This is a genomic window from Dyella humicola, assembly GCF_026283945.1.
GTDB lineage: Bacteria > Pseudomonadota > Gammaproteobacteria > Xanthomonadales > Rhodanobacteraceae > Dyella > Dyella humicola.
Genome location: NZ_JAPDPC010000001.1, coordinates 2,483,459 through 2,497,138, shown reverse-complemented (window position 1 = coordinate 2,497,138; position 13,680 = coordinate 2,483,459). Strand labels below are relative to the sequence as shown.

16 protein-coding genes are annotated in these 13,680 nt (G+C 59.6%); 8 read left to right on the top strand and 8 right to left on the bottom strand.

Features of this window, described 5'->3' with window-relative positions:
* Positions 1 to 73: 73 nt before the first annotated feature.
* The 3 genes from OUZ30_RS11090 to OUZ30_RS20450 all read right to left on the bottom strand — a co-directional run bounded on the left by OUZ30_RS11090 (position 74) and on the right by OUZ30_RS20450 (position 1,372).
* Entirely contained in the window at positions 74 to 463 is a 390-nt protein-coding gene (locus OUZ30_RS11090) for a hypothetical protein (protein WP_266182385.1), read from the bottom strand.
* Between the two features lie 61 nt (positions 464 to 524).
* Positions 525 to 896, bottom strand: a complete 372-nt coding sequence (locus OUZ30_RS11085; RefSeq protein WP_266182384.1) for a hypothetical protein — start codon at positions 894 to 896, stop codon at positions 525 to 527.
* 182 nt (positions 897 to 1,078) lie between these two features.
* Positions 1,079 to 1,372 (bottom strand): TM2 domain-containing protein, encoded by a 294-nt coding sequence (locus OUZ30_RS20450; protein WP_266182383.1) that lies wholly within the window; start codon positions 1,370 to 1,372, stop codon positions 1,079 to 1,081.
* Positions 1,373 to 1,640: 268 nt separating this feature from the next.
* Between OUZ30_RS20450 and OUZ30_RS11075 the strand changes: the two genes are divergently transcribed.
* Positions 1,641 to 3,581 (top strand): AI-2E family transporter, encoded by a 1,941-nt coding sequence (locus tag OUZ30_RS11075; protein WP_266182382.1) that lies wholly within the window; start codon positions 1,641 to 1,643, stop codon positions 3,579 to 3,581.
* On the opposite strand, the gene OUZ30_RS11070 is transcribed toward OUZ30_RS11075, so the two are convergent.
* Positions 3,558 to 4,250: a dihydrofolate reductase family protein gene (locus OUZ30_RS11070; protein ID WP_266182381.1), complete on the bottom strand. Its 693-nt coding sequence runs from the start codon at positions 4,248 to 4,250 to the stop codon at positions 3,558 to 3,560. The genes OUZ30_RS11075 and OUZ30_RS11070 overlap by 24 nt on opposite strands.
* Positions 4,251 to 4,587: 337 nt before the next feature.
* Here OUZ30_RS11070 and OUZ30_RS11065 point away from each other — a divergent pair, with 337 nt between their 5' ends.
* Complete coding sequence (locus OUZ30_RS11065; RefSeq protein ID WP_266182380.1) at positions 4,588 to 5,421, top strand: bestrophin-like domain; 834 nt, start codon at positions 4,588 to 4,590, stop codon at positions 5,419 to 5,421.
* 318 nt (positions 5,422 to 5,739) lie between these two features.
* Here OUZ30_RS11065 and OUZ30_RS11060 read toward each other — a convergent pair whose 3' ends face one another.
* Complete coding sequence (locus OUZ30_RS11060) at positions 5,740 to 6,150, bottom strand: DoxX family protein (RefSeq protein WP_266182379.1); 411 nt, start codon at positions 6,148 to 6,150, stop codon at positions 5,740 to 5,742.
* Between the two features lie 575 nt (positions 6,151 to 6,725).
* Here OUZ30_RS11060 and OUZ30_RS11055 point away from each other — a divergent pair.
* The 5 genes from OUZ30_RS11055 (at position 6,726) to OUZ30_RS11035 (ending at position 11,085) form a co-directional block, all read left to right on the top strand.
* The gene (locus tag OUZ30_RS11055) at positions 6,726 to 6,938 is read left to right on the top strand and encodes a hypervirulence associated TUDOR domain-containing protein (RefSeq protein ID WP_266182378.1); all 213 of its coding nucleotides are present in this window, start codon (positions 6,726 to 6,728) and stop codon (positions 6,936 to 6,938) included.
* 11 nt (positions 6,939 to 6,949) lie between these two features.
* On the top strand, positions 6,950 to 7,516 hold the full coding sequence (locus OUZ30_RS11050) for a DUF488 domain-containing protein (RefSeq protein WP_266182377.1): 567 nt from the start codon (positions 6,950 to 6,952) through the stop codon (positions 7,514 to 7,516).
* Positions 7,517 to 7,801: 285 nt separating this feature from the next.
* A complete protein-coding gene (locus OUZ30_RS11045) occupies positions 7,802 to 8,806 on the top strand; it encodes an N-acyl homoserine lactonase family protein (protein ID WP_266182376.1) in 1,005 nt (334 codons plus the stop codon).
* Positions 8,807 to 9,143: 337 nt separating this feature from the next.
* Positions 9,144 to 9,503: a DUF1428 domain-containing protein gene (locus tag OUZ30_RS11040; protein WP_266182375.1), complete on the top strand. Its 360-nt coding sequence runs from the start codon at positions 9,144 to 9,146 to the stop codon at positions 9,501 to 9,503.
* 721 nt (positions 9,504 to 10,224) lie between these two features.
* Positions 10,225 to 11,085 carry an alpha/beta fold hydrolase gene (locus OUZ30_RS11035; protein ID WP_266182374.1) on the top strand — a complete coding sequence of 287 codons (861 nt, stop codon included), beginning with the start codon at positions 10,225 to 10,227 and terminating at the stop codon, positions 11,083 to 11,085.
* A gap of 28 nt (positions 11,086 to 11,113) precedes the next feature.
* Here the strand turns inward: OUZ30_RS11035 and OUZ30_RS11030 are convergent, their stop codons facing one another.
* Together OUZ30_RS11030 and OUZ30_RS11025 are read right to left on the bottom strand one after the other, a co-directional pair.
* The gene (locus tag OUZ30_RS11030) at positions 11,114 to 11,248 is read right to left on the bottom strand and encodes a hypothetical protein (protein ID WP_266182373.1); all 135 of its coding nucleotides are present in this window, start codon (positions 11,246 to 11,248) and stop codon (positions 11,114 to 11,116) included.
* A 6-nt stretch (positions 11,249 to 11,254) separates the two neighbouring features.
* Complete coding sequence (locus OUZ30_RS11025; protein WP_266182372.1) at positions 11,255 to 11,842, bottom strand: lipocalin-like domain-containing protein; 588 nt, start codon at positions 11,840 to 11,842, stop codon at positions 11,255 to 11,257.
* A gap of 96 nt (positions 11,843 to 11,938) precedes the next feature.
* On the opposite strand from OUZ30_RS11025, the gene OUZ30_RS11020 reads away from it, so the two are divergent.
* Complete coding sequence (locus tag OUZ30_RS11020; protein ID WP_266182371.1) at positions 11,939 to 12,868, top strand: LysR family transcriptional regulator; 930 nt, start codon at positions 11,939 to 11,941, stop codon at positions 12,866 to 12,868.
* Positions 12,869 to 13,011: 143 nt separating this feature from the next.
* Here the strand turns inward: OUZ30_RS11020 and OUZ30_RS11015 are convergent, their stop codons facing one another.
* Positions 13,012 to 13,542, bottom strand: coding sequence for a phosphatase PAP2 family protein (locus tag OUZ30_RS11015; RefSeq protein WP_266182370.1), 531 nt, complete (start codon positions 13,540 to 13,542; stop codon positions 13,012 to 13,014).
* Between the last annotated feature and the right edge of the window lie 138 nt (positions 13,543 to 13,680).

The following is a 13,680-nucleotide window of genomic DNA, read 5'->3' as shown; positions in this document are numbered from 1 at the left end:
GAATTCCCATGCTTTCGAATTGCAACATCTTGCCCGAGAAGTGACCTAGGCGTAACGCCGTGGGCGTATAGCGTCAGGGGGCCAGCGTGATATGAGTGACCGAGCTGGCTATGGCAACGATGAGACTGACTAGTGCAACGAACATGCTTGCAAGCGAGACGTACAGATTCCTCTTTGCCAGCTTATCGGCAGCGGTGGAAAGCGCGTCCTGGGACGCCATGTTTGCTTCGACGATGGCGACGTCCAGGGGAGCCGTCAGTGCAAGGCGCATCTGCGCATGCCATGCCGCGTTGGTCGAGGTGGGGACAAGCATGCCGATGGCGGCAGCAAGTGTTTGCAGGTCTGGTTGCTCCTCAGCCAACACGTTATGCGCGGACTCACTAACGTCGCCATCACTTCCGGCCTTGTTGACTGCTTGCGCTATGCGGCGAGCCTTCTCGATGTCAGGAGCAAAACGAGCCATGCGTGAACTCCCCCTCAAAAGTGGCGGCAGCATAGCGCAGCGTCAGGGAGGCGGCATGATGTTAGCCACCAAGCATTGACACGACCACTACGCACCCAGTAATGAATGCCGCTACCGCTAGGACACCGACGATGCCTGTTGCCCAAAGCCAGGCGCCATGTGGAGGCAGTCCATTTTTAAGCTCGGCGGTTTCATTGTACAGAGCAAGCTGCGTTACGTAGGCCAGCACATATGCAATCGCAGTAAGAGTCACACCTGCGAGAAAGCAGGTCATCGGGCGCATCAGGGAAGCATTCGGCAGTTTGCCGAGTCCATACGCAACTACTGCTATGGCCGCTCCGCCATTTGCTATGGAGATGAACCTAAGAGCCTCTATCGACAGCGTAGTCAGCGATTTGAAAGTCTCCTCTTGATGCCACGGGCTGCCAGCCATGCGTGAACTCCCCATCCTTAAGAATGGCAAGATGGTGGCGCGAGCCGCAGACAAGAAGCAAGCGAGGATATGCCGTGCAGCTCGTCGCTCGACTTGGTTGGGCGAGCGGTAGCCTATGATGGAATGCAGTCAGGTCGGGAGTCCGTTGCGCTCTTAACTACCCCCGTCCCGTTAACGCGCGTTTAGCCGTACTTGGCCTGAAAGTTCTGGTCGCTCGTGCAGAGATAGATGATCCCTTCAATAAAGGCGACGAACGAGGGAATGAGCGTCCAGCAAAAGAGGACGTAGAGAATGCCTTGGCCAGGACGCCCCAAATAGAACTTGTGGATCCCAATGCCCCCAAGAAGCAGGGCTAAGATGCCGGCTGCGACATGACTCTTCGTGCCGCGCCTACCATTCGCTGCGCCACACCCCGGACATGTGGCCGCATTCTCCGAAACTTGCTTGCCACATTCTCTGCAGTACACCAATGCCATTTGCTTCCCCCTCGCTGCTAAGTACCAAGCGCGAACGCTCCCTAGAGACGAGATATCGGCCCCTTGCTGTATTTCTTTAGGGTTCGATCGACGAGAGGTTTCCTGGGATAGCGACGTTCTCCAACTTTGCGTAGCACCGAGTTTTAGAGTCCGAGGGCGATCGTCACCGCGCTGGCGACGTCGACGACGTCGTCAAGCTATGCTCTAGCCAGCCTAAAGACAGCATAACGATCCGACGCCGGATCAACGCGAGTGGCTGGAGGGTTTCATGTCTTCTGAATCTCAAGTAGTGCCACCCGCCTCACCCAGCCAGCGCGCGATCACCATCATCGCTTCGGCCACGGTGTTGGCGCTGCTCTATTTCGGCCGGGAAGTGCTGGTGCCGATCGCGCTGGCGCTGTTCTTCAGCCTGCTGATGGATCCCTGGGTGCGGCTGTATCGGCGCCTGGGCTTGGGGCATGGCCTGTCGGTGATGATCGCCGTGCTCGCCCTGGTGGTGATCGTTACCGGGCTGACGACGGTGATGGGCTCCCAGGTGGTGCGCATGGCCCGCAGTCTTCCGCAGTACGAGGCGACCATCCACGCCAAGGCGCAGACGTTGCGCGCCATGACGGTCGGTCGCTTGGAGCTGATGCAGGGCGAGTTCGGCAAGGTCATCAGCCAGCCCGAAGTGCGCAACGTCTATCCGCCGCTGACATCGGCCAGCGCGCCTTCGTATCTGGCGCCGACGGCGCCGAGCACCGAGCCGGTGCAAGCACCCATGCCCGCCACGCCTACGGAGGTGATCACACGCATCCTCTCCACCGCATGGATTCCGTTGCAGACGGCGGGCATCGTGCTGGTCGTGCTGGTGTTTGTGTTGCTGGAACACGAGTCTTTGCGCGATCGCTTTATCCGCCTGGCGGGCGGCGCGGATCTGCGCGCGAGTACCGCAGCCATCAATGACGCGGGGGAGCGCCTGTCGCGATTCTTCGTCTCTACGTTCTCGGTCAACGTCGGCGTGGGTGCGGCCATATGGCTAGGGCTTTCACTCATGGGGTTGCCCGGCGCGCCGCTTTGGGGCGGGCTCACCGCGGCGCTCCGGTTCGTGCCCTATGTGGGCGTATGGATGGTTGCGGTGGTCGCTGCGGTCTTCGCGGCTGCGGTGGTTCCGGGCTGGTCGCTGCTGCTGATGACGCTGGCGTTGTATCTGGTGGTCGAGCTCGTGGTGTCCCAGTTGGTCGAGCCTCTGCTTTACGGGCACACCACGGGCCTGTCGCCGCTGGCGATCGTGGTGGCGGCGATCTTCTGGAGCTGGCTGTGGGGGCCGGTCGGGCTGATCATGTCCACGCCGTTGACGCTCTGCCTCGTGGTGGCCGGGCGTCACGTCAAGGCATTGGACTTGCTTAGCATCCTGCTGGGCGATGCGCCCGCGTTGACGATGCCGCAGCGGCTTTATCAGCGCGCGCTTTCCGGCGACTCGCAGGAAATCATTGCCGAAGCCCGCGCGTTTCTGAAGCGCAAGTCGTTTGCGGCCTATTGCGATGCTGTGCTGATGCCGGCCATGCAGCTTGCCCGCATCGACCTGTCGCGGGGCGCGATCAATCGCGAGCAGCAGGAAGACGTGCGACATGCCATCGTGACCGTGGTCGAGACGCTGGGGGGCGAAGCGCGACGGTGGTCGAGCCCGCGGCGCCCCACCTCGGTGCTCGATGACGTAAGCATTGGTCGTCGCCTGCGACAGCAGCGCGAGAATATCAGCGGACGCTGGCAGGGGCCGCTGTCGGTGGCGCCGGAATCCGTGGTGCTTTGCGTGGGCTTGGGTTCCATGGCCGACGACCTGGCCACGGAGATACTCACGCGCATTCTGCGCAATCTGCATGTTGATGCGCGGCATCTTTCGGCGGAAGACTTCGTCGCCTTCGAGGCCGAATCGCATCCGGAGCTGACGCCCAATGCGGTCTCCATGCTCTACATCGTCAGCGCCGCTCCGGCCCGTGCAGAGCAGGCCGATGCACTGGCCGGCGACATGCGCGTGCGCTTCCCCAATGCCTGCATCGTGGCGGTACTGCTGCCGGAATTGCTGAGCCCGCGAGAGGAACTGCCGGCCGTCGGTGCGGATGTCAGCGAAGTCGTGGAGTCGCTGGAGGCGGCCGCACAGCAAGCCATCGCCAGGTTTCCCAAAGTAGGCGACAACCCAGCGGTTTCAGCGCGTCGATCTCGAGGTTGATGCGTCTTCCTGCGCCCATTGCTCGCGCCGCCTCAGCTCCGCTGCACTTGGCGCCTTGGTCTCGAATGAGCCGGTTGGCACCTCGCCGCCCGGTTCATAGGTCGCCAACACCACGCCACTATCTGACACGAAATGGTCGACGAGCTTGAGTGCGCCTGGTTTCTGCGAGCCGTCTAAGATGCGCTTGCCCTGGCCAAGCACGACCGGGAAGGTGATCAGGATCAGCCGGTCGATCAGTCCCGCGGCAAGCAGCGGCAGATAGAGCGTGCTGCTGCCCTGGATCAGCAGGTCGCGGCCATCGCTCTGCTTGATCGCGGCAACTGCTTCGGCGGTGTCGCCGGACAGCCTGTGGCTCCCTTCCCAGGTCAACGGCTCGTCGGCATGCGTCAGCACATATTTGTTGATGCGCTGGAATTTCACGCCGATAGCATTGTCCAGGTTATACGGCCAGTAGGCGGCAAAAATATCGTAGGTTCGCTTGCCGAGCAGCAGGTCATATTCCGGCTCGTCGAAAATCCTGGCGGTCGGCTGCTCCATGCTCTGGTCCCAGAACGGCGCGCTCCAGCCGCCGAAGCGGAAGCCGCCAGACCGGTCCTCCTCAGGTGCGCCCGGCGCCTGGATGACGCCGTCCAGTGACTGAAAGAAGGCGCCGATCAGCTTGCGCTTCATAACGATCTTGTTGTCAGCCATGCGTGCTCTCCTTTGGGTCGAATCGCGGGTTCGCCGGCAACGGCGTCGCGGCGCCTGCTTGGGTTCGGCGGCCCGCGCTTAAGCTAGCATCTGGAACGCGATCCTAATGCCACTGATGCCATTGCCGCGGCAGCGGATTCAGCCGGTCGATGCAACACTCCTGCTGCTCGAGCAGTCTTCAGTGTGTTGCAACGACCGGCGGAATCCGCAACCCAGGGCGGACGCATTTAGAGCACCACGAATTGGCGATCGACTGCCAGTTGACGCGATTTTCACGGGCCAGTCGCGAGCGTAGAAAGAGAGGTGCATCCGTCGCTTGCTGGAGCATGTCGAGATGCTGTTTCCTGCGTCATCCGCCTTATGGGCGTTCGTATCTCTTATCGTTGCCGCATTGATTGGCGTCAGCGTAAGGCGGGTTTTGCCGGAGGAACATAAGGCACAGGAGACAGTCCAGCTCGTCCAACTCACCATTGGCATGCTGGTGACGTTTGCCGCACTTCTACTTAGCTTACTGACCGCTTCATCCAAGGCGAGCTTCGATAACGTCGCAGATGACTTCCACGTTTTCGCGGCAGACCTGATCCAGTTGGACACGACGCTTCGCGCCTTCGGCGAAGAGGGTGACAAGGCGCGCCTGCTTTTGCGCTCCTATACAGCGGCAACCATCGCCAGTACATGGCCCCACGAAAAGCGCCCGCCGGGGGACTATTACCCCAAAAATATGGAACTCAAGGATGTATCCGAGAACCTGGACGATGTCCGGCTCGACCAGCTCCTGAATGAGGCGGGAAAGGAGGTTCGCCGCCTGGCTGCAATGGACCCGTACCATCAGGCCCTGAGGAATGAGGGGTTGGAGCAATTTGCCCGCACCATGAGCGCGCACTGGAAACTAATCGACGAGGCGCACAGCTCCATTTCCGTGCCATTTCTCATGACACTCGCCTTTTGGTTGTTCGTCATTTTCTTCAGCTTCGGGTTGATTGCGCCGCACAATGCTTTGGCGCTCGTGACGATTGGGCTGGGGGCCGTGTTACTGGCGTCCGTTGTCTACGTGATCGTCGATTTCGACACACTTTTCCGCGGATTCATCATCGTGCCAAGCCAATCCATGCGCGGTGCGTTGGCTCATATGTTGCTCGGCGAGCGGTGAGTTGAACCATGTGCCCGAAAAATGTTGTCGTAGCCCGTCAATGCAGGTTTCGGGTCATTTGCAGTGTGTTGCAATGACCGGCTGAAACCGCAACCCGAAGCAGACCTGGACATGATTGGCGAGGCGATCAGCTGGGGGGTAGGTGCTTAGATCAAGCATGCTGGTGAGCTGTCTTTCAGCGCTGCTCGCGTCTCGCATTGTAACGTCGGCGAAGGGGAGTTGGCTGTGTCAACGAGCTCGCCCCCTGGTTCGACGAATGAAGGGAGCCGCATGAGTCTTCTCCCTTCATCAGGGCTTGGATGCAGCACCCAGCCAGTGTTAAAGCAGGGAATCGATTGCCAGCGCTCCGGGACCGGCGAGCACGACAAGCAGCAGCGCTAGCAGGTAAGGCGCTTCCGGTAGGTAGAGCAGATCGTCGAGCCAGTCGATGCGGTCGAGTGGCTTCCAGGCGGCGATGCGTTTGACGCCGTCAAGGCACAGTGCGCCGCCCATAATGACCATGAGTCCGAGCGCGGCGATCACGGATAGCGTACCCGATAGTAGCGCCAGCCCACCCGCAAACTCGGCGGAGGGAATGAGCCATTGCATGATGCGGATTTGGTGCACGTCGTCAGCGTGTAGTGTGCTCACCAGTTCGTCATGCCGACTGCGTTTGAATAGTTTTTGATAGCCGGAAAGGGTGAAGAACGTGCCGACGGTGGCGCGGTTGATCGCGAGGGCGACCGGCACGAGGCCAAGCCCATGCTGTAGCAGCCGCGTGGTGTGAACAATGTCCATTTAATCATCTGGATTAAATAATGCCCGCGCCTCCGCGTCCCTGAGGCTGCTTACCCGAGATTTCCGGAAATCTGATCCAAGGAGAGCTCCTAGGAGGATGCGAGCGGGATCGCGCAAAACTATCCTGGCTGAGCATCAACGTTTCAATTGGACGAAGGTGTCGACTTGGACGCAAAGACCCTGCAGCGCAGTGGCTCGCCCTTGCTCGCCGGCCTGCTTTCGTCACCTGGGCGGCTTGGTGGCGCACCAGGGAGGGCCTTTGCGCGTCAAATAGCGAGGGCATGGGCCACTTATGTTTGATGTGTTATCTCGGGGCGGACTAGCCTAAGCCGGCGGGTGTAGCTTCGGCCGAGAGCGACTGGCTGGGAGAAGTGAAACAGGGGTACCTTATTCATGACGGTCTTGCTGGCGAAGAACGTCCCGGCGGACACCATTACCCCTGCCTGCGCGGACGTACTTGGATTGCGTGAGGGCTTTATGCGTTCGCCGTCAGGCTGCCCGTCAGGCCGTTCCTAGAGGTAGCTGCCATGAGCCATCCCTTCAATATCGGCGACCACGTGATCTGGAATTCAGAAGCCGGACACGTATCTGGTCACATCATCGCGATCCATACCAAGGATTTTGTCTATAAGGGCTACGTCCACCACGCCACGGAAGATGATCCGCAATACGAGATCAAGAGCGACACGACTGACCATATCGCCTCGCATAAAGGTGGTGCGCTCAAACCCGTGCGATGACAGAAGCAAGTATGAAACTACCGTTCTTCACCATTGGCCATTCCGACCGAAGTCTCGACGTGTTCGCCGGGCTGCTGATCGAAGCTGGGGTAGCCCTTGTGGTCGACATTCGTAAGATGCCTCGATCGCGAACGCATCATCAATTCAACGAGGATGCGCTTCCCGCTTCGCTGACATCGTTTGGTATCTCATACGAACATATCGCTGCACTGGGTGGCTTACGAAAAAAGGCGCCATCCATTTCGCGTGAGATGAATGACTTCTGGACGAATCGCAGTTTCCACAATTATGCAGACTACGCATTGTCACCAGAATTTCGCGAGGGGCTGGCACAACTGATTGTCGACGGGCGCAAACGGCGGTGCGCGATGATGTGTTCGGAAGCGGTGTGGTGGCGCTGCCATCGACGCATTGTCGCCGACTACCTCATAGCGGGCGGTGAAGAGGTTTTTCACATTATGGGCGGTGGCCGTATAGAGCCGGCGCAGCTTACGCGTGGCGCCATCGTTCAACCCGATGGCACGGTCATCTATCCAAGTGCCGCAGATGAAGCAGTGGTGGCGATTTACGAGGATTGATTGTCTCGCAGACTCGATCCTTTGCCCAACCTGCCAAGAACGGGGTCAGGTTCCCTTCCCGGGGATCAGAAGTGGACCTGACACCGCTTTCTACAGGTGGCGGTGTGACGACGAATCGGATGCGCTTTGTAGTGCTAGTCTTCGCGAAACCGAGTGATCGCTTCCGCCCCGCAGCGGACATTTTTCGCGGGCGGAAGGATTCGGTCTCGCAAGATCGTGACCATGACCATCGCGTGTCGTAGGATGACCCTCCGCGTCGCGCTCCGTTCGCGATCCGATACCAAGGTGCGATCGCTCGATCTGATCAGTTGTGATGCTATGGCGCGTGGCGCGCCCCGCCAGTCGCGTTGGCTATTCACTGCGTCTTTTCAATTCGACGAGGAAACAGTCATGGTGAGACAAGCGAAGACAACGGCGATGTTGGCGATAGCGGCCGGGTTGATTCTAATGATGTACGTGTCCGCTGCGAGCGCCACCTCGCCATTACCCGACCCCTCAAGGGCCGGCGTGACTGAGCGTCTCTATCGATTGGATTGCGGCCACTCGCTTGCGAACGATGAGTCGGTATGGACTCCGGGAAAAAACGTTGGCCGCAGCATTGAATTCTCATCTACCTGCTGGCTGATCAAGCACCGGGATGAATGGTTGCTCTGGGATACGGGTGTCCCCGAGGCCACGCTCAACGATCCACGAGGCTGGTCGACATTGCCTAAGCTAATCGTGTATCACTTGGACAAATCATTGACCAGCCAGCTTGCCGAGATTGGTCTGAAACCCGGCGATATCACTTATGTCGCCGTATCTCACACGCATGGAGACCATATAGGCAACGTCGACTTGTTCCCTGAGGCGACGGTCTTGATGCAGCGGGCTGAATACAACTGGATCCACTCCAACAACGGACCAAACGAAAACGTCAACCAGTTGATGGCCTTGGCGCGCAAGCTCCTCGGTACGCCGAAAAAGCTGCAGCTACTCGACGGTAACACCGACGTATTCGGTGACGGAAGCGTCGTTCTGATCTCCACACCCGGGCACACCCCGGGCAGCCAGTCGCTGTTGGTGCACCTGAAAAAATCCGGCTTCATCATCCTGTCCGGTGATGTCGCCCACTCTGCCGAAAACCTGCGGAACGACGTAGTGCCGACCCTTAATACGGATCGTGCGGAGTCCATCGCATCGATGGAAGAAATCAAGCGATTGATCGCCACGTACAAAGCAACGATCTTCATCAACCACGACAAGAAGCAAACCGACACGCTCAAGTTGCTGCCTGCCTTTTACGATTAGCGCTATCAGTACCTAGCACTCGATACACTCAATCGCGGAGTGGCGTCGGATGGCGTTGGCGGGCGTTGCGTGCTTCCTCTGTCCGCTCAAGCCTGCCACCTGAGCCGACGACCATCTTGCTCACGGCTACTGAGATCGCCACGCGCTGACCGTCCGCTCCCGACCCACAGCAGACCTGCGGTAGGCAGTCACTGGCCTGGCCTCCAACAGTCTGTCGAGTGCAGACCATTCCCAAGATGGGAACCGGCGTCAGGCCCCGTGTCGATCCCGCAAGCACTCGTTCGTCGCATACTTGAAGGTGACCACGCTGGCCGCCATTTCCGCGAAGGAGATAGTCATGTCCTACATCGATGGTTTCGTGATCGCCGTACCCGACGCCAACCGCGAGCAATTCATCGAACACGCGCGTACCTTCGACGCCATTTTCTTGGAGTTCGGAGCTACCCGGATCGTGGAGTGTTGGGGCGACGACGTGCCCGACGGCAAGCTCACCGATTTCCGGCGCGCCGTGCAGGCGAAGCAGGACGAATCCGTGGTGTTCTCCTGGGTGGAATGGCCCGACAAGGCCACCCGCGATGCCGGCATGGCGAAACTCATGGAAGATCCGCGCATGCCAGCCGCCAGCGACATGCCCTTCGACGGCAAGCGCATGATCTTCGGCGGCTTCACACCAGTGGTCAGCCTGCCGAGCCAGTGAGACCTGGTTTTGCCCGTCATCCCAGCAAGGCGCTTTTCAATAGTGAAGCTGGCCAAGCATTTTCCCGATTGACGTCAAACCTCGACCAGCCATCCTCCCCGCAGGCTTGCCAAACGCTGAGTTTCCGCTCCCGTCCCGGAGCGGACCCAATCTAAAGTCGACTCGGCCATGCCTAAACGACCGGTCGTTCGCGGATCAGCCAAACGGACGACTTGCGCCCTTTGATATATGGCATCAGCCTCGTCTGCCTGCTTCGGGCGGGGAGCAATGCATGAAAACTTTCATCTGCAACTTTCGCAGGGCGACGGTTTGCGTCTCGTACGATGAGTGGAATGACGCAGAGGCGATCTGGATCGCCAGTGTCGTGCTGGACGGTCGCTTTCACAGCATTGATGGGGCGACCGCACTGCATTCCGGTTCTATCCAGGCCGAGATCACCCAGTCTGTCATGCGAGGGCTCGAATGGGTGGGCAGGACTTCCGCGAGGTCCCACTCCCATGGAGCAGCCCCCGCGAGGGCATCGTGCGCCCCGTGATGTACTCGGTAAGTGCTTCACCGCTCAAGCACGACGCATTGAATAGTGCTTCCTTCGGGTCGTCGATCTTCCCTGAAGAGGCTGTCCTGACGCAGTCCGCCAACGGAAGGCGCGTTCAATTTCCAAGTAGCCATAGTTTCGACCGTTCTTTCCCTCTATCAATCTCACTTTAAGAAGGGTAATGACATGAGCGAGCAGTTGGGTGATGCGAAGCGTGCCAGTAATTCATTTGTCACGGTCAGCGATGGGACCCAGATTTTCTTCAAAGATTGGGGGACGGGCCAGCCGCTCTTCTTTCATCACGGGTGGCCGCTGAGTGCGGATGATTGGGACGCACAGATGATGTTTTTCCTGAAGCAAGGGTATCGCGTCATCGCGCACGATCGCCGTGGTCATGGACGCTCGACGCAGACCGACAAGGGCCACGATATGGATACGTACGCGGCCGACGTTGCTGCGGTGGTCGAGGCCCTCGATCTGAAGAACGCGATACACATTGGCCACTCCACCGGTGGCGGCGAAGTCACTCGTTACGTTGCACGACATGGCAAGGGACGCGTAGCAAAGGCAGTGCTCATCAGCGCGATCCCGCCGCTTTTCATGAAGACGGACAAGAATCCTGACGGTGTGCCCAAAGAGGTCGTCGATAGCATTCGTGACGGCACCGCAAACCATCGCTCGCAGTTCTACAAGGACGTCACCATTCCGTTCTACGGTTTCAATCGGCCAGGGGCGAATGTTTCCGAAGGGATCAGGGAGAACTGGTGGCGCCAAGGCATGATGGGCAGCATTTTGGCCCACTATGAATGCGTTCGAGTCCTCTCTGAAACCGAGTTTTATGATGACCTCGCGGTGATCGATGTTCCCGTGCTGGTCATGCATGGTGAGGACGATCAAATTTGTCCGTTCCCCACCACGGGCGCGGTCTCCTGGAAGCTACTCAAGCATGGAACGCTCAAGTCATATCCCGGGTTGCCCCATGGTATGCCTACGACGCACGCCGACCTGATCAATGCCGACCTATTGGCATTCATCAAGGCGAGCTAACCAAGAGGCCGATCTCGCGGCCTGAGGTTCAATCACCACCAGTGTCATCGCCCGCGCCAGCAGGCAACTGGCGCGGGCATTGCGCGATGTCTGCTTCATGGAAATTTGCCATCAAAACCATCCCCAACGCATCGCCATGCGATTGCACCTGCTGCGCCGGCATGCACCTCTATGAACGGACGCGACGCCACACGACTTCGCCATGGGCGCCTTCGGCCGCGCCGCTCGATGGCTTGGCGACGCGATAGGTCAGCTCGTCGCCATCGATGGTGTAACTCGAGTCGCCGCTGCGGCCGTCCCAGTTGGGGAACGATGCGTGCACGATGTCGCTGCGCATGACGTTGGCGTCGGCGCTCACGTGACCGTAGTGGGCATTGCTGTCCATCGAGGCAGCGCGATACTCCTCGGGCGTGCCCTTGGATTTGTCGTTGGCCGCAAAGGGCATGCGCTTTGCGCGCACGATTTGCATCATGTAGTCGCCCTGGGCGTCGATAAGCCACATGCCCGCGGGGTTGGGTCCGTAGAGCTCCACGCGATGGCCATCGGGATAGACGTTGTCGCAACGGACAAGCGTCCACACGCCGACCAATTCCTTTGGAACCATGCCGTGGTCGGCGCTTTCACCAGGCTTCATGGCGTCCTGAGCGACCAGGACCGGTGACGCGGCCATGGAGGCGATGAAGCAGGAAACGAGTACGCATTTGGCGACTGACATGGCGACACCTTCGGTGGAGGGATGGATCGCATACTCGCTCATGGTCTTCGCTTTGATAATGGGTCTCCATGGTTATTGACCTTCAAACGCCATTTGAAGATGATCCGGCTCAAGCCTTCCGCGCCAGGACCGGAACTCATGAACCGCTTCAGCGACATGCAGCTCCTTGTCGATGTAGCCGACCTCAGCAGCCTGTCGGCGGCCGGGCGTCGGGCCGGGCTTTCACCGGCCGCTGCCAGCGCCTGTGTGCTACGCGTGGAGACGATGCTTGGCGCACGGTTGTTCGAGCGCACGACGCGTCAATTACGCCTGACGGATGAGGGACGCATCTACATCGCCTCCTGCCGGGTGGCGATCGAAACCATGAAGGAGGCCGAGCGCGCGGTACGCAGCGGCACCGACGCGGTTAGCGGAACGCTGCGCGTATCGGCGCCGTCGGATCTCGGGCGCAACCTGCTGGTCCATATCCTCAACAGCTTCATGGAGCTTCACCCGGACGTGCGCGTTGTGCTGACGTTGTCGGACTCACTCTCGCGCTTCGTGCCGGACGATGTCGACGTCGCCATTCGCGTTGGTCCTTTGCAGGACAGTGACCTCGTCGCGCGTCACCTTGCCGACAGCTGGCGTGTGGTGTGTGCATCGCCCGCATGCATCGAGACCCATGGCATGCCAACACAACCCGAGCAACTCGGCGAGCTGCCAACGCTGGTACTGACCACCCAGGCGGGGCCCAGAAATGAGTGGCAACTCGGTGAGGATGTCGTACGCGTCCGGCGATATCACGAGTGCACCGACAGTGAAGTGATACGCACATGGGCGGTTTTGGGACGCGGTTTTGCGTACCGACAACTTTGGGCGGTCACGGCGGATGTAAGCGCTGGCAGGCTGAAGCTCGTCCATGCGCCTGGCTGGTCCGCGCCATCTCCCATCCACGCGATGTACCATCCCAACGTGTTTCAGCCGCCACGCGTACGCCGCTTCGTCGACTTCCTTCAGGAAAAGTTTTCACAGCGGTATGCGACCGAAGACGAGAACGCCTTGGCGTCGGCATTCAAGAGGGAGCCATGATCCGCGTGTCCGCAACCCTTAGCGGACGCCGCCGAAAGAGGCGTTCACGCCGTCGAGCTCCAACTTATGAATGACGCGTTGTGACATGTTCGCGGCTCTTGTGCACTTGCAGTCGTTGCGCCCGTCGAGAACGCGCTCCGCGCTCAATCGAAGTGGTGCACAAAGCCAATCTGAAAACCGCCGGGTAGAAGGGAGATGATCCATGGCGATTCGCGATGCGACGCCCACAGACCTACGCCCGCTCCAATGGCTGCACCGAACAGCACATCACTTTGCCAATGCCCGTGCGTTTTGACACGGGCCACGGCGTCGTAAGCGGGCAGCAGTGCGAGCAGGTAGATCGTGGGATGTTCGCTGCCGTAAGCGGCCATGAACGGCGTGACCGCGGCGGTGACTGCTGCCACTTCACCGCTTGGAAAGCTCTGGGCGTGGATGCCCTGGAACCACTTGTTGGGGTTGTCGGTTTGCGAGGGACGTTCGCGCTGAAAAGTCCATTTGAGCGCCTGTGTGCCCACGCCCGTAACGACCATGGAGTCAACCGAGCGCCAGAACGTATCCCCGAGCTTGTCGTTATCGCCAAGCCAGAGGGCGCCACCGGCAACAGTAACAATGGATCCGTAAATCAGGATTTCTTGATTGCTGCGCTTCCAGATACCGCTGTCGTCGTAGGCCACGAGATGGTCCAGGCCCAGGAGCCCGCTGCCCGCCCAGGCAGGGCTGCAGGCAAGGACGAAAGCAAAAGCCGCCAGACAGCGAATTCGCATAAGCCCTCCGGACTGCAAGTGGGCTTCGGCTGCTACTAGAAAAGCTAC